At 62.7% G+C, this 16,647-nt stretch carries 10 protein-coding genes; 1 reads left to right on the top strand and 9 read right to left on the bottom strand.

Translation table 11 applies throughout. The features are described 5' to 3' along the window. Positions 1–19: 19 nt before the first annotated feature. From A3M3_RS0110295 to A3M3_RS0110265, 7 genes are all read right to left on the bottom strand, one after another. On the bottom strand, positions 20–2,125 hold the full coding sequence (locus A3M3_RS0110295; RefSeq protein ID WP_028266253.1) for an ABC transporter ATP-binding protein: 2,106 nt from the start codon (positions 2,123–2,125) through the stop codon (positions 20–22). Continuing rightward, positions 2,122–3,855: an ABC transporter ATP-binding protein gene (locus A3M3_RS0110290; protein WP_028266252.1), complete on the bottom strand. Its 1,734-nt coding sequence runs from the start codon at positions 3,853–3,855 to the stop codon at positions 2,122–2,124. The genes A3M3_RS0110295 and A3M3_RS0110290 overlap by 4 nt, the downstream gene beginning before the upstream one ends. A 182-nt stretch (positions 3,856–4,037) precedes the next feature. After that, entirely contained in the window at positions 4,038–6,077 is a 2,040-nt protein-coding gene (locus A3M3_RS0110285) for an MFS transporter (protein WP_028266251.1), read from the bottom strand. Between the two features lie 11 nt (positions 6,078–6,088). Further along, positions 6,089–6,571, bottom strand: a complete 483-nt coding sequence (locus A3M3_RS0110280; RefSeq protein ID WP_028266250.1) for a MarR family winged helix-turn-helix transcriptional regulator — start codon at positions 6,569–6,571, stop codon at positions 6,089–6,091. 179 nt (positions 6,572–6,750) lie between these two features. Then, positions 6,751–8,436 carry a thiamine pyrophosphate-binding protein gene (locus A3M3_RS0110275; RefSeq protein ID WP_028266249.1) on the bottom strand — a complete coding sequence of 562 codons (1,686 nt, stop codon included), beginning with the start codon at positions 8,434–8,436 and terminating at the stop codon, positions 6,751–6,753. Next, on the bottom strand, positions 8,433–9,497 hold the full coding sequence (gene speB / locus A3M3_RS0110270; RefSeq protein WP_028266248.1) for an agmatinase: 1,065 nt from the start codon (positions 9,495–9,497) through the stop codon (positions 8,433–8,435). The genes A3M3_RS0110275 and speB overlap by 4 nt, the downstream gene beginning before the upstream one ends. 184 nt (positions 9,498–9,681) lie before the next feature. After that, on the bottom strand, positions 9,682–12,414 hold the full coding sequence (locus tag A3M3_RS0110265; RefSeq protein ID WP_081736901.1) for an exo-alpha-sialidase: 2,733 nt from the start codon (positions 12,412–12,414) through the stop codon (positions 9,682–9,684). A 218-nt stretch (positions 12,415–12,632) separates the two neighbouring features. Between A3M3_RS0110265 and A3M3_RS0110260 the strand changes: the two genes are divergently transcribed. After that, positions 12,633–14,606 carry an APC family permease gene (locus A3M3_RS0110260; protein WP_028266246.1) on the top strand — a complete coding sequence of 658 codons (1,974 nt, stop codon included), beginning with the start codon at positions 12,633–12,635 and terminating at the stop codon, positions 14,604–14,606. 137 nt (positions 14,607–14,743) lie between these two features. Here A3M3_RS0110260 and A3M3_RS0110255 read toward each other — a convergent pair whose 3' ends face one another. Both A3M3_RS0110255 and A3M3_RS24640 read right to left on the bottom strand, forming a co-directional pair. Next, positions 14,744–15,085 (bottom strand): P-II family nitrogen regulator, encoded by a 342-nt coding sequence (locus tag A3M3_RS0110255; RefSeq protein WP_028266245.1) that lies wholly within the window; start codon positions 15,083–15,085, stop codon positions 14,744–14,746. Beyond that, positions 15,082–16,494 carry an ammonium transporter gene (locus A3M3_RS24640; protein ID WP_051423104.1) on the bottom strand — a complete coding sequence of 471 codons (1,413 nt, stop codon included), beginning with the start codon at positions 16,492–16,494 and terminating at the stop codon, positions 15,082–15,084. Before A3M3_RS24640 ends, A3M3_RS0110255 begins: the two co-directional genes overlap by 4 nt. Between the last annotated feature and the right edge of the window lie 153 nt (positions 16,495–16,647).

Here is a 16,647-nt window from a genome sequence, read left to right as displayed (position 1 = left end):
GCAACTCCGGAATCCGCGTTCAGCTGTGCACCGCCGTCGAATCATCCACAACGGCTTCCTCAGCATCCTCACCGGCAAACTGCGACATGTACAGGCGATAGTACGCGCCCTGCAATGCGAGCAGTTGGTTGTGGTTGCCCTGCTCCACGATGCTGCCGTCTTCCATCACCAGGATAGTGTCAGCGTCGCGGATGGTGGACAAGCGGTGGGCGATGACAAAGCTGGTGCGGTCTGTGCGGAGAGCGGCCATGGCTTTCTGCAGCAGCAGTTCGGTTCGCGTATCAACGGAGCTCGTGGCCTCGTCGAGGATCAAGAGCGAGGGATCAGAAACGAAGGCCCGCGCAATGGTGATGAGCTGTTTCTCGCCCGCGCTGACGTTGTTGCCTTCCTCATCAATAATGGTCTGGTACCCATCCGGCAAGGCCCGTACGAAACGGTCCACATAGGTGGCCTTGGCCGCTTCCATGATCTGTTCCTCGGTGGCGTCGAGGTTGCCGTACTTGATGTTGTCGTAGATAGTGCCGCCAAACAGCCACGCGTCCTGGAGCACCATGCCCACCTTGGAGCGAAGCTCGGAACGGCTCAACTCCTTGATGTCCACGCCGTCCAGGGTAATTCGGCCCGCGTTGAGTTCGTAGAACCGCATGACGAGGTTGACCAAGGTGGTCTTACCCGCGCCCGTGGGTCCGACGATTGCCACCGTGTGTCCTGGCTCAGCGCTGAGGGAGAGGTTCTCGATCAGCGGTTTGTCGGCAACATAGCTGAAGGAAACGTTCTCGAATTCAACGTGACCGTCCGTGCGCGGGGGCAGGTGACGGGCTGCGTTCTCCGGCATCTCCTCATCGGCATCGAGGAACTCGAAAACGCGTTCAGCCGAAGCCACACCGGACTGGAGCATGTTGGCCATGCCCGCGATCTGGCCGAGGGGCTGGGTGAATTCACGCGAGTACTGGATGAACGCCGTGGCATCGCCGAGGCTCATGGAACCGGAAGCCACCCGCAAACCACCGACGACGGCGATGCCCACGTAGCTGAGGTAGGAGACGAAGTTCATGGCCGGGAAGATGATGCCCGAAACAAACTGCGCCCCGAACGAGGCCTTGTAGAGGGCTTCGTTGCGCTCGTCGAAGCGTTCCAGCATGTCAGCATCGCGCCCGAAGACCTTGACGAGTTCGTGGCCCGAGAACGATTCCTCGATCTGGCCGTTGAGGGAACCGGTGTTCTTCCACTGGGCGGCGAAGAGCTTCTGGCTGCGCGAGCCAATCACGCCGGCAAGGACGCCCGAAAGCGGCAAGGCAACCAACGCGATCAGTGCCAGCTGCCAGGAAACAATGAACATCATGATGGTGATGCCGAAGACCGTCAGCACCGAGCTGACCAGCTGCGCGAACGCCTGCTGCAGTCCTTGCTGGACGTTGTCGACATCGTTGGTCACGCGGGAGAGGATGTCGCCGCGCTGGCGGGTGTCGAAGTAGTTCAGGGGCAAGCGGTTGAGCTTGGCTTGAACGTCATTGCGGAGGCGGTTGATGACCTTCATGACGATCTTGTTCAGGATGAAGCCCTGGGCCCACAGGAAGATGTTGGCCACGAAGTACATCAAGAGCACGATCGAGATCAGGAACGTCAGCTTGGAGAAGTTGATCCCGTTGGTGAGCTCCATCTTGGAGACCATGTCCGCGAAGTTGTTCTGGCCCGCTTGGCGGAGGCCTTCTGCGAAGGCCTCTTGGCTCACGCCGGGGGGCAACTGCTTGCCCATGACCCCGCCGAAGATCACGTCCATGGCGCTGCCGAGGATCTTCGGAGCGATGACGTTCAGGACCACCGAGACCACCACGAGGCCGATGACAAAGACCACGCCCGCGGCCTCGGGCTTAAGCAGTCCCAGGAGCCGCTTGGCCGATGGCCCGAAAGCCTTGGCTTTCTTGGCCGGCAAGTTGCCGAACATGCCGCCGTCGGCCTCACCTGGCGTGTATTCGGTTTCTTCGATGTCGTCATCGTCTGCCACGATCACGGCACCGGCCGCGTCTGCGTCCTTCGCTTCCGCAGTTTCCCGAGCCGACCGTGCCGCTTTCGCTGCTTCGGCTTTCGCGGCCCAGCCACGCTTTTGCTGATTCTGTTCGCTCATGCCACTTCCTCCGCGCTCAGCTGGGATTCGACGATCTCCTGGTAAGTCGGTGACGTGTCCAGGAGCTCCTCGTGCGTGCCCCGGTCAACGATTCTCCCGTTGTCCAGGACCAGGATCTGGTCCGCATCCGCAATGGTGGAGACGCGCTGCGCCACGATGATCACCGTAGCGTCCTGCGTCTTTTCCTTAAGGGCCCGGCGAAGGCGGGCATCCGTAGCCACATCCAGGGCCGAGAAGGAATCGTCAAAGAGGTATACCTTCGGCTGCGTCACCAGGGCCCGGGCGATGCAGAGGCGCTGCCTCTGGCCACCGGAGACGTTGGTGCCGCCCTGAGCTACCCTGCGGTTGAGCCCGGAAGTCTTCTCCATGACGAAGTCCTTGGCCTGGGCTGTTTCCAAGGCATCCCAGAGTTCCTGGTCCGTGGCATCAGTCTTGCCAAAGCGTAGATTGTGCTCGATGGTTCCGGAAAACAAGTACGGTTTCTGCGGCACTGTGGCCACCCGGCTGGTGATTTCCTCGCGGTCCAGGCTGGTGACCGGAACGCCGTCGAGCAGGACGTCGCCGGACGCGACGTCATACAAGCGCGGCAGCAGCGACACCAGGGTGGTCTTCCCGGCGCCGGTGGAACCGATGATCGCGAGGGTCTGGCCCGGCTCCGCGGTGAAGGAAATGTTGCTCAACACGGGCGCCTCAGCGCCCGGGTATTTGAAGGTGACATCGCGGAATTCGACGCGGCCCTTCTTCTCCGCCGGCGCTACTGGCGCCTCGGGATCGTGAATGGAGGGTTCGACGTCGAGGACCTCGCCGATGCGGTCCGCACACACGGAAGCGCGCGGGATCATCATGGCCATGAAAGTACCCATCATGACTGCCATGAGGATTTGCAGGAGGTACTGCAGGAAGGCGGTCAGGGAACCCACCTGCATGTTGCCCGCATCCACCCTTTGGCCGCCGAACCACAGCACTGCTGCCGTGGAAAGGTGCAGGATCATTCCGATGGCCGGGAACATCAAGACGAACAAGTTACCGATCTTGACCGAAACCAAGGTGAGGTCCTTGTTGGCGTCACCGAAGCGCTTGGCCTCGTACGGTTCGCGGACGAAGGCCCGCACCACACGGATGCCAATGATCTGTTCCCGCAAGACGCCGTTGATGGCGTCGATCTTCTTCTGCATCGAGCGGAAGAGCGGCATGAGCCTGACCACCAGGTACCCGACCACGGCCACGAGGACCGGAACTGAGACCCAGACGAGCCAGGACAGGCTGAGGTCCTCGCGCAAGGCCATGATGATGCCACCGACACACATGATGGGTGTGGAAACCATGAAGTTCAGGCCCATCAGCATGAGCATCTGCACCTGCTGAACGTCATTGGTGCCGCGGGTAATCAACGTGGGTGCGCCGAAGCTGTTGACGTCCTTAGCGGAGAAGCTGCTGACCTTTCGGAAGACGTCCCTGCGCAAGTCGCGGCCCATGGCCATGGCTACGCGGGAGCCGAAATAGACCCCCGCGATGGCCGCAATAACCTGGCCGAGGGCGACGGCGAGCATCAGGGCACCGGTCTGCCAGATGTAGTTGGTATCCCCCCGGGATACCCCTTCATCGATGATCTTGGCGTTAAGGCTTGGAAGGTACAGAGTCGCAATGGTGGACGCCAACTGGAAGATGATGACGGCCGTTATCTGCGGCAAATACGGCTTGGAGTAGCGCCGTATCAGGGTGACAAGCATGCCCACGGATCCTTAATGAGAGAGTGCGCGAATGGGTTGAGAACCTATGAGTAATACAGATACCAACAGGCGCTGACAGTATCAGTCCCCCAACTCTACGAAATCCGTTGACTCAACAAAATATCGATAGTCAAATATCATCCCTGCGACGTACGTGGCCTGTATGGTGCGCGATACCCCCGTTAGCCCGCGTGCCGGCCGGTTTCCGCTGACCTCGAGGCATCGCCTGCAAGCAGCAGCAGGGCTGCCCTTTCTTGGCGGCGACGCTCGCGTTTGAGCTCTCTGCGCAGCGCGGCCAGCTCTTCGGCGGTCCGTGCCTGTTGTTCAGCGGTGGCAAGTTGTTCGTGCACCCGCGCCTGGAGCTCCCGCTGTGCCTTGCTCAGCTGAAGCTGTTGCTCGGCAAGCAGCCGCTGGGTCCGGGCGAGCTGGTCCTGGACTTCGCGCAGGCCAGCGGCAGGGTCCGGCCGCTCCTGCGTCAGGATCCGGGCGAACTCAAGATCCAGGTCGTCGTGCTCCTTCTCGGCTGCAGCACGGGCACGGCTGGCACCCAAGGGGGTGCCTCCGTCGTCGGCCGCTTGGGAAAGGTCCGTGGATTCGACAATCGGCATCGCAGAGGTGTCCAGTGTCATGGCGGCCTCGCCGGAAGCGTTCGCCAGCAGTTCTTTCTCCGGTGAAGCGTCCACGGTCTTCCGCAGCGGGACTTCCTTGATGAACAGCACGGCGATGAACGCGACCAGGGCAATGACTGCCGAGATCATGAAGATCTGGGCGGTCGCATCGCCATAGGCGGCTCGCATGATGTCCCGGATCGGGGCGGGCAAGTCCGTCAGATCCATGCTTGCATCGCTGGAGCCGCCACTCACCGGGATATGGGCCGCGGCGAATCCCTGGGTAGCAAGGTCCTTGACGTGGGTGGCCATGATGGCACCGAGCACCGACACGCCGATCGCGCCGCCCACGGAGCGGAAGAACGCGACGGATGCGCTGGCCGTGCCGATGTCCTGGGCCCGGACGGTGTTCTGGACCGCGAGGACCAGGTTCTGCATCAGCAAGCCAAGGCCTAGGCCGAAGATCGCGGTGTAGCAGCAGGTGACCCACAGCGCGGTGGTGTGGTCGATAGTGCCCGTGAAGGCAAGGCCGCCGGCGAGCAGCACGGTGCCTGCCAGGAGGAAGCGCTTCCATTTCCCGAAGCGGCTGATCAGCTGGCCGGACGCCACAGAACCCAAGAGGTTGCCTGCAATCATGGGCAGCGTCAGAAGGCCGGCCTCGGTGGGCGTAGCGCCGCGGGCCACCTGGAAGTACTGGCCCAGGAACGTGGAGGAGCTGAACATTGCGATACCGACGGCCACGGAGGCCAGGATCGCCAAAGCGGTGGTGCGCTGCGAGATGATCTTCAGCGGGATGATGGGCTGGGCCACCTTGGATTCGACCAGCACCAGCAGGGCCAGCAGAAGTACGCCGCCGCCTACCATGAGGGCGGACTGCCAGGAGATCCAGTCGTAGTAGTCCGGGTTGCCGGCGAAGGAGACCCAGATCAGGAGCAGGCTGACGCCCGAGGTCAACAGAATGGAACCAAGCCAGTCGATCTTCGCCGGGCGCTTGATGTGCTGGATCTTGAGGGTCACCTGGAGCAGGATGAGCGCGACGACGGCGAGCGGCACGCAGACGAAGAAGGTCCAGCGCCAGCCGAGCGGGCTATCGACGATGAATCCACCGAGCAGCGGTCCGCCTGCGGTACCGACCGCCATGACGGCGCCCATGTAGCCCGAGTACTTGCCACGGTCACGCGGCGGAATCATGGTGCCGATGATCGCCTGGGCAAGTGCTGTGAGGCCGCCCAAGGCGATGCCCTGGACAACTCGGGCGGTCAGCAGGAAGGGAATGCTCTGGGAAAAGCCGGCCATGACGGAGCCGGCCACGAAGATCACGATGCTCAGCTGGACAAGCAGCTTCTTGTCGAAGAGGTCGGCGAGCTTGCCCCAGATGGGTGTGGTGGCGGCGTTGGCCAGCAGCGCAGCGGTGATGACCCAAGCGAAGTCCGTTTGTGTGCCGTGGAGATCGGACATGATGGTCGGCAGTGCGTTCGCCACGATGGTGCTGCTCAGGATGGCGGTAAAGAAGGCCGCGAGGAGGCCTGTCAAGGCTTCCATGATTTGGCGGTGCGTCATGGGCGCGGATGATGCCGGCACCGCCGTCGAACGTTCTTGTATTCGGGTTGCCATTGCTGCTGCTCCTAAGCTGTGTGGTTCAAGTGGTGGGAGCCGGCCGCCGTTGCCCGGACTGAGTGGTTGAGCGAAGTGGTGAGTTTCGCCAGGACCTGCCCTGCCTCCAAGGCGTCTTCCTCGCTCCACTCCGCGAGGTAGGCCCGCAAGTTGAGGCTGCGCTGTTCTTCGAAGGCCCTGACCTTTTCGATGCCGGCTTCGGACAGGGCCACCAACTGGGCCCGGCCGTCTGCCGGATCGGGGCGCCGGACCACCAGACCGAGTTCCTCGAGCTCGGCGATGTGCCGGCTGAGGACGGGCGGGCTGACGCCGAGACGCGAGGCGAGATTCGTGGCCCTGGACTCCCCCTCCCCGATGAAGCGCATTACCCCTTGCAGGGCGAACCCGACGTCGGCATCCTTCGCGATGTTTGCGGTCACGATGCAACGCAGGACCCGCTGAAGATCGAAGATCTGATGGACGAGTTCGGTTGCCGTGCTGGATGCGACAGCCATGAAAGACACCTCACTTTTGCTTGCCTAAAGCAACTATACGCCGATTTGGTTACTTTGGGAAACTAATGAAGTGTGAGATGCCTTAAACCCCAAGCGCGAGCTGGCAGCTAATGCCCTCATTTTTCGAAAAACGGGTCATTAGCTGCCAGCTCGCGCTGGAGGGTGGAGTGTCTGGAGCGTCAGTCGCCCAGGTGTGTGGGGCCGAACATCTTCAGGAGGGTTTCAACCACGACGACGTTGGGACCGTCCGCGGCGAAACCTTCCCGAAGCGCGTCCCCGACGTCCTCCGGGGCCACTCTGCGGGCCGGCACCCCGAAGGCCTCGGCGAGCTTGACGAAGTCCGGGCGGGCAAGCTCGGTAGCCGTGGCCTTGCCGAACGCGCCCACCATGTATTCGCGCAGGATGCCGTAGCCGCCGTCGTCCACGATCAACCACGTGACCGGGATGTTGTGTTGCTTGGCTGTGGCCAGCTCGGAGATTGAGTACATGGAGGAACCATCACCGGAGACCGCCAGCACGCGGCTGGGTTTGCCGACAGTTTCCAGACCTACCGCGCCGCCGAGGGCTGCCGGGAAGCCGAAACCGAGGCCGCCGGCACCTTGGGCTGAGTGGAACTGGCCTTCGCGGGAATCCCAGCAGCTCCATCCCCAGTAGGCCGAGATGGTCATGTCCCAGAAGGTCTGCATGTCGGCCGGAACGGCTTCGCGGATATCGGCCATGAACTTCAGTTCCTTGCCCAGGTCCTGCGATTCAAGGCGTGCCATGACCTTGGCCAACGACTCCTTGACCAGGTTCTCGGGCGTGGTGCCGTGCCAATTAGGGCCGACTCCGCCGGCCGCGCCAGCGCCGCCGAGCCCGGCCAGCGCCTCAGCCAAGGCAGAATCCAGGGCAACAAGAGCCTGCCCGGCGTCAGCACGGATGCCCAGCCCGGGCCGGTTCGATTCCAGGACCCGGGGTTCGGCGTCGATCTGGATAATCCGCCCGCGGGGCTCGAAGGTGAAGTAGTTGGACGTGACCTCGCCCAGGGAGGACCCGATGACGATCAGTACGTCAGCGTCTTCGAGGACGTCCGTCATGTGACGGTCTTCGATCCAGGACTGCAAGGACAGCTCATGGTTCCAAGGGAACGCTCCGTTGCCGCCCGGGGTGCAGATGACCGGTGCACGGAGTTTCTCCGCGATCGACAGGAGCGACTTCTCGGCCCGGCCACGGCGCGTGCCGCCGCCGGCGATGATCGCGGGTCGCTCCGCCGTCGAGAGCCAATTCACGGCTTCGCGGATCAACTCCACGCGCGGCGGGTTATCGGCAGCCTCGGCGAGGGCGTCCTCCACCGGCGGCACCATGATGGGGTCCAGGAGCACGTTCTGCGGAATCTCGATCCACACCGGACCCTGCGGGGACGAAATGGCTTCGGTCCAGGCATCCTGGATAGCCGAGGGAATCCCGGAAGCATGTTGGATGAGGCGCTGGCTCTTGGTGACGTTCGCGGCCGAGGCCTTCTGGTCATCGAGCTGGTGCAGCATGCCCTTCCGGCGCGCCCCCAAACCTTCCAAGGGAATCTGGCTCGCCACGACTACCATGGGCACGCCCGTGGCATACGCTTCCTGCAAACCGGCCAGGGACGTCAAAGCACCGGGCCCGGTGGACAGGAAAAGCACCCCGACCTCGCCCGTGGCCCGGGAATACCCGTCCGCGGCGAAGGCCGAATTGTTCTCCACGCGGGAGGACACGAAATGGAGATTGCCGCGGCCCATCGCGTCGAACAGTCCCAGGGCGTGCTGGCCCGGGATCCCGAAGACCGTCTTTGCGCCGAGCGCTTCAAGGGTCTCGACGACGAGGTCCCCGCCGTTGCGCTGGTCCGTCACTTCGTGACCGCCGGGGCGAAACCGGCCGGGCGCCGGGATTCCTGGCCCAAGGCCTGGGCGGCGTAGCCGTTAAGGGCGCCGTGCCGGTTGCCTTTGACGGCGTTGTCGGCCATGAGGGTGACAAGTTCGTAGGCAACGTGGCTGCCCGCGACGCCGGTGATTTCAGCGTGGTCGTACGCCGGCGCGACCTCGACGATGTCCGCGCCCACGAGGTTCATGCCACGGAAACCGCGGATGATTTCGAGGAGTTCGCGGCTGGTGATGCCGCCGGCTTCAGGCGTGCCGGTACCAGGCGCGTGGGCCGGATCCAGGACGTCGATGTCCACGGAAATGTAGAGCGGGCGGTTGCCGATGCGGTCGCGGATCCTGGCTACGGTTTCCAGGACGCCCTGGTAGTAGACGTCTGCGGAGGTGACAATACCGAAGCCGAAGCGGTGATCGTCGTCGAGGTCCTTTTTTCCGTAAAGCGGGCCGCGGGTACCAACGTGGCTGATGGCCTCGGTATCCAGGATCCCTTCTTCGACGGCGCGGCGGAACGGCGTGCCGTGCGTGTACTCGGCGCCGAAGTAGGTGTCCCAGGTGTCCAGGTGGGCGTCGAAGTGCAGCATGGCAACGGGCTCACCTGCGCGTTCGGCGGCAGCGCGGAGCAGCGGCAGCGCAATGGTGTGGTCACCACCGAGCGTCACGAGCTTGCTTCCGTTGGCGGTCAGATCCAGCGCGTTCTGCTGGATGGTCTCAATAGCTTCGTTGATATTGAACGGGTTCACCGCCATGTCCCCGGCGTCGGCAACCTGGATGTTCTCAAAGGGGCTAACGTCCCAGGCCGGGTTGTACGGGCGTAGCAGACGGCTGGCTTCACGCACGTGGTTGGCACCGAAACGGGCACCGGGACGATAGGAAACACCGGAGTCGAAGGGGACGCCGACCACCGTGACATCGGCCTTGGACACTTGGTCCAGCCGGGGCAAGCGGGCATAGGTGGCAGCACCGGCGTAGCGCGGGATTCGGGCCGAATCTATGGGACCAAGGTTGCCGTTGGCCTCAATGCGAAGCTCTTCCAAAATGCGCCACTCCTTTAGTGAGTAGGTAAGAGGGGGTAGTGACTGTGACACCAATCATACACTCAAAGTTGCCTTATATGCATCACTTGTTTACGTCTGCACTATGCATCCGAATCCGCGCAGCAAGACTGGGCCGGGCTCCCCAGCGCCCGGCCCAGCTTCTCACTTCATCTCCCCTCCCGGGCTACTTACTCCCGAAGGGGGTCACCTGGAAGTCCCCGAAAGACACCTGGCGGCCTTCCGCGTCCAGCACCACGAGGCTGTCCAGCCCGTTCTTCACGTCGTCCGGCAGCACGAAGGAAAGGGTGTTTTGCCGGGTCGGGAAGAACCAGCCCAGACGGTAGCTCCGTTTGTTCAGGTAGACGTAGTACCACTGTCCGTACTCGACATTGTGGACCGTCACCGTCTGTCCGGTGCGGTATTTGTCCGTTCCGAGCCCCAGGTCAAGCGTCGGATTCTTGCCGAGCAGCTCCTGGGAAGCCAAGACGGGATCCGAGGTGGGCTTGGCAGGCTTGACCTTCAGCGCGACCGCCTCCCTGACCAGCTGGAGGGAAGCAGCCTTGGAGCCGTTGCCCGCGGTGACCGGGATAGTCGCTGCCGGGATCTGCTTGGCCGCGATATCGGCGTCCGTCAGAATGTAGCTCGAGGTGAAGCTGACGGACTCTCCCGCGGCGAGCGCCGAGCGGTACAGTCCAATGGCCGGAGCCGAAAGGTTCGTCAACGCCACATTGCCGGTGTTGGTCACTGTATAGCCGAACGTCACCGTATCGCCGGGACCGGCAAACGCATCCCCGTCAACGTCATTGAAGCTCGACACCACCGATCCGCCCAGCTGGGGATTGCGGACCAGCAGGTCCACCTCATCCCCCGTGACGGTGTAGTTCTGGGTGGCGGCCCCGGTGCCCGTTACCTGCCAAACACTGCTGGGCACGAAGAATCCTTGGGCAACTTCATCTGCCGTTACGGTGTGCTGTGGCGTGCCGCAGAGGAAATTGCCCCACACTCCCAGGGCACTAAACCGGCAGTTCCCGGAGCCTGGCGGCAGGAACGGCTGGAAATTGCCGGACTGCGGAACAACGGACTCCGTGACGTTGCCCGTGCTGTACACCCGGAACTTGTAGGGTACCGCGCTCCCTGCCGCATACGGGTGGCTTGCGAGGTCTCTTCCGGCGTCATTGCGAGCGCCGAAAATATAGGCACCCACCACGTTGCCAGCGGAACCACCCGTCACCGTCACAGAGACAGGTGCGATCATCGATGATCCACCGGCGTTCAACCTGGCGGTCAAGGGAACCGCACCTGCTTTGGCGTACGACGGCGCCGTGACACTCAGCTGGACAGTCGCCGAGGCGCCCGGATCGAGAGCGGCGAGGTCCGCCGTCGTCGACGTCCAGTCCTGCAAGGCATCAAGGCCGACAGTGGCAGCCGGAAGCGGCGAGCTGTCGTTATTGGTGACCGTCACACTCAACTGGGCGGTTCCACCGTTCGCGACCGTGGCGCTCCCCGGGACAAGAGCTGCCGCGATCGGGTTAAGCCAGGCCCTGTCAAACTTCCCGAAGGTGATGGTGTTGTTGTCGCCTTCATAGAGGACGCCGAAAGTGCCGTCCGACAGGGGACTCAGGGTGGAGTAGGACATACTTCCGGGTTTGAAGATCCGCGAGGAACCCCAAGTCTTGCCGTCGTCAGCCGAATAGCGGATGGTGCCGTCCACGCGCGCGCCGCCGGCAGTGGGAGTGGGCGAGTTGGAGAACAGCAGCTTCTTGGCATCGGCCGATCCCGCCGGCGCATCCGGGTACATCCGCGTGATGGAGCCGTTGTTCCGCGGATCCGGAAGCTGGCTCTCCGCGACCGGGGTGCTGTAGGTGACACCGCCATCCAAGGAATACGCCACCTTGCGGAAGTGCGGGTTGGCGCCGGAACTGTCCCTTGAGTTCAACATGACGCGGCCATCGGACAGCTCAACCGTCTTGTTCTCATCCATGCCCGTTCCAGTAGGCGTGCCCATCTTCCAGCTCTTGCCATGGTCATCGGAATAGACGCTGTAGGCCTGGATCTGGCGGCTACCGTCGGGCTGGACAATGGTTCCGGCGAACTGCTGGATGAGTCGTCCGGCGTGGGCTCCGTAGTTGAGCTGGATTCCCTCGCCGGAGGAGGCGAACATGCTGACGACACCACCGACATTGGGAACGCCATTGACGGTATTGCCGTTTGGCTTGATGGCGTTGGTGATCAGCGGACCCGCAAAAGCGGAGTAGGCCGAACCGGCAGGATAGCTGGACGGGACCGGCAGGCTCGGCTGGTTAGCCGGATCCGTGGACCAGGTGAGTCCGCGGTCGGTGGAGACGGATACCTGCGAGCTGATCACGTTGGCGTCGGTATCGTCGTTGCCGAGCACGCTTCCCCCGAACCCTTGGTTCTTGGAGTACACGTGGAAGTTGAACACCGTCCCGGTAACTTTGTCCACGACGTAGCTGGGATCGCTGAAACCGTATTTCTGCACGCTCGCGGAGCCCATTTGCCCCCGCGCGATGAAAGTGGGGCTCCCCCAGGTCTTCCCGCCGTCGATGCTGCGCCGCTGGACGATGGAGTTGGCGGAAGGAGAATCGCCCCCATCGGGGCGGCCATCGTAGGAGGCCAGGAGGACTCCGTCACCCAAGTCCGCCAACGCAACTATCCGGTAGTACTTGCCCAGGACCGGGTCGATGGCGTTGTCGCCGTTGGAAGCAAGGACCTGCTCGGTGTAGCTTCCCGGGGGATTTGAAGGAACGTTGGGATTCGGGAACGGTTCCAAGGCGGCATATGCCGGCATAACCGTCGACGCCATGAGAACTGCTGCGGCTGCCGCTGAGACGGCAACTCTTCCCTGCGTCCATCGCAACCTCCTCCTGGCCCTGTCACTGAGTAGCGGGTCATTCATGCGTAGCCCTTTCGTATTCTTCGTCACATCCAACATAGGACGTTCTATATGCTACGTGATGCCGCTCACATGCCAAATGGTGAAATGCAGAAATGCGACGCAGGTGTAGGTGACACCGCTCACAGCCGGCGTAAAGATTCCATAAAAACGGCCAACTGGCCCTTTGGAGCACCCGTACTCTCCATCTGGAGCAGCAACCCGCTGCACGAAAGGACCATGTGACAACGCTGACCAGGCCGCCTGCCGACCCCTCAGACCAGCGCAAACCCGCGGGCGAGTTCAAACGCTGGCTGCTCGACGGCATGCCGGAGACCTCCGGAAAGCGCCAAGGCCCCCATGGCAAGCCCGACGAGGACCACACTCCCCAGTCCTGGTGGAAGGTCATGTGCCTCACCGGCGTCGACTACTTCTCCACCCTCGGCTACCAGCCCGCCATCGCGGCACTCGCTGCCGGGATCGTCTCACCGCTCGCCACGATCGTGCTGGTCGCCGTGACGCTGCTCGGCGCGCTGCCGGTCTACCGCCGGGTCGCTTCCGAAAGCGCGCACGGCGAAGGCTCCATCGCAATGCTCGAACGGCTCCTCCCCCGCTGGGGCGGCAAGCTCTTCGTGCTCGCCTTGCTGGGATTCGCCGCCACGGACTTCATGATCACCATGACCCTCTCTGCTGCCGATGCAAGCGCCCACGCGATCGAAAACCCCTTTGCACCGGAATGGCTCCACGGGCAGGAAATCACCATCACCCTGGCGCTCATCGCCGGGCTTGGCGTGGTGTTCCTCAGGGGATTCAAGGAGGCCATCAACGTCGCCGTCGTCCTGGTGGGCGTCTATCTGGTGCTGAACGCCGTCGTCGTCGCCGTCGGCTTGGTCCACGTGGTGACCGAGGCACACGTGGTGACCGACTGGTGGGCGGCTTTGAACCAGCAGCACGGCAACCCGTTGATCATGGTGGGCATCGCGCTCCTGGTCTTCCCGAAGCTTGCCCTGGGCCTCTCAGGATTCGAGACCGGCGTCGCGGTCATGCCACAGATCAAGGGCAGCCCCAGCGACACGGAAGAAGACCCCGCCGGCCGCATCCGCGGCACCCACAAACTGCTCACGACGGCGGCGCTCATCATGAGCGCGTTCCTGGTGGCCTCGAGCTTCATCACCACCTTCTTGATTCCGGCCGCGGAATTCCAGCCGGACGGGAAGGCCAACGGGCGCGCCCTTGCTTTCCTTGCCCACCAATTCCTGGGCGACGGATTCGGCACGGTCTATGACATCAGCACCATCGCGATCCTTTGGTTTGCCGGCGCCTCCGCCATGGCCGGCCTGCTGAACCTCGTGCCGCGCTACTTACCCCGCTTCGGCATGGCACCCGCATGGACCAAGGCCGTCCGCCCCCTGGTCCTGGTCTTCACCGCCATTGCCTTCATCATCACGCTGGTCTTCGAGGCAAACGTGGAAGCCCAAGGTGGTGCCTATGCCACCGGTGTGCTGGTCCTCATGACTTCGGCCTCGATCGCTGTCACGCTGTCGGCCCGGAGGAAGCAGCAAAAACGCAAGACGATCGCTTTCGGCGTTGTCGCCGTCGTCTTCGCCTACACCACCGTGGCCAATGTGGTGGAACGCCCGGACGGCATCAGGATCGCCGCGCTTTTCATCCTCGGCATCGTCCTGGTGAGCTTCGCCTCGCGGGTACGCCGTTCCTTCGAACTACGCGCCACGCATATCAAGATGGACCAGATGGCGCTCGAATTCACGGCCGCCAATGAGGAAGGCCCCATCCGGATCATCGCCCACGAGCCCAAGCGGCTCAGCGCCGACCGGTACCAGTTGAAGTTGCAGCATGCCCAGCAGGCCAACCACTTGCCGGTAGACAGCGACGCTCTTTTCATTGAAATCATTGTGGACGACAGCTCCGACTTCGAGCAGGAACTCCTCGTGGAAGGCAAACGCCGCCACGGCTTCAAGATCCTGGAGATCCACAGCAACAACGTGCCGAACACGCTGGCCGCAGTGCTCCTCCACATCCGAGACGTCACGGGGCTCATGCCGCACATCTATTTCCGCTGGACCGAGGGCAATCCGATCGCCAACCTGAGCAAGTTCCTGTTCTTCGGCGAAGGCGAGATTGCCCCGGTGACCCGTGAAGTGCTGCGTGAAGCCGAACCGGACATCACGCGCAGGCCATGGGTGCACGTGGGCTGAAACATGACAGTGTTGGTGCCGCTCGCGGAGCGGCACCAACACTGGAAGCGACACCAACACTGTCTTTCTAATCGGCGCTGTCTTTCTAGTCCGCACTGTCTTTCTGACCAATTTCGGAGGCTGGCTAATGGCGGAGGCTAGCTAATGGCGGAGGCGCCACGTTCCCCGGTCCGGACGCGAACTGCCTGGGACACCTCAACGGTCCAGATCTTGCCGTCCCCGAACTGGCCGGTACTGGCGCCGGAGATGATGGCTGCCACTATGCCGTCCACCAGATCGTCGGTAGCCAGGACCTCAACCCGGATTTTAGGGAGGAGATCGGAGCTGTATTCCGCGCCCCGGTATACCTCCACGTGTCCCCGCTGCTGGCCGTAGCCGTTGGCCTGACTCACGGTCATCCCGTTGATTCCAAAACCTTCCAGTGATTCCCGGACCTCATCGATCCGCTCCGGCCGGACTATGGCCGTGACCAGCTTCATGTCGTGGCCTTGCTGCGGATCCGTCCTGTCTTCCCGTTGACGCTTGCTTCTTGCTCACCGCTGGAGGTCGGCGGGGTTTTGCCGCCCTGATCACCTGGATGGAACGTTCCGCCAACCATCGCCAGCTCGTAGGCTGTTTCGGCGTGCTCCGTGATATCGATTCCGGCCAGTTCTTCGTGCTCCTTGACGCGCATGCCCACAGTCTTGTGGATGGCCAACCCAATCAGCGTGGTCATCACCGCCGTCCAGACCGTGACGATCAGCGCCGTCAATATCTGGGGCCAGAACTGGGTCAGGCCGCCACCGTACAGCAGGCCGCCTTCAGTCTTTGAGGAGGGGACAGCGAAGAATCCGAGGGACAAGGTCCCCCACAGGCCACCGACAAAGTGAACGGCAACCACGTCCAGGGAGTCGTCCAATCCGATCTTGAACTTCAGCCCGATGGCCAATGCGCAGACGGCCCCCGCGAGGACACCAATGAGGATCGCGCCTACAGGGTCCACGAATCCACACGCCGGGGTGATTGCCACCAAGCCCGCGACCGCGCCGGATGCCGCGCCGAGGGAGGTCGCGTGGCCGTCCCGGAGCCTTTCAATGAGTAGCCAGCCCAGGAGCGCGGCGCTGGTCGCCAAGAGGGTGTTTGTCCAGGCAAGGGCTGCAATTCCGTCAGCAGCCAGTTCCGAACCGGCGTTGAATCCGAACCAGCCGAACCACAGCAAACCGGCCCCAAGCATCACGAAGGGGAGGTTGTGCGGCCGGATGTTGGGGTCTTTCATGAATCCGAGCCGTTTGCCCAGTACTACTGCAAGCATGAGCCCTGCCATGCCCGCATTCATATGGACTACCGTGCCGCCAGCAAAGTCGAGAGCTGAGATCTTGCTGCCGATGATGCCTGTGGATCCAAAGAGCCCACCACCCCAGACCCAGTGCGCAATAGGCGCATAGACGATGGTGACCCAAAGGCCGGCAAACAGCAGCCATGGGCCAAAACGGACGCGTTCGGCTACGGCTCCACTGATCAGGGCAACCGTGATGATGGCGAAGGTGGCTTGGAATCCTATGAAGACCATGTCCGGCAGCCCGGGGGCTTTCCCGCCGATGACGGTGGCCAATCCGTTGAGTCCGAAGTTCGCGAAGGGGTCACCGATGAAGCCGCCGAGGGTATCCGGGCCGAACGCGAGCCCGTAGCCCCACAGGGCCCAGACGACCGCGACCACGCCCATGGCGCCAAAGCTCATCATCATGATGTTAAGGACGGATTTCATCCGGACCAGGCCGCCGTAGAAGAACGCCAAACCTGGCGTCATGAGGAGGACGAGGGCAGATGCTGCAAGCATCCAGGCCGTGGAGCCGGGATCGAGGGTCTGGGGATTGACATCCAGCCCTACGCTAAAAAATGCTGGGTTCATTTCGGGAGCCTTCCTGCATATACGGCGCTCCATGGCGCCCGCACGGCGAGACCATTGTTAAAACGAACAGGTCCTGGTAGCCCACGGGATACCGACCTTGACGAGTTGCCTTGACTCGAAGGTACAGTCGCCCTGTTTCAGCATTCGGCACAA

Source organism: Arthrobacter sp. MA-N2, assembly GCF_000517125.1.
GTDB classification, from domain to species: domain Bacteria; phylum Actinomycetota; class Actinomycetes; order Actinomycetales; family Micrococcaceae; genus Arthrobacter; species Arthrobacter methylotrophus.
This window is presented reverse-complemented; position numbering and strand designations above follow the sequence as displayed.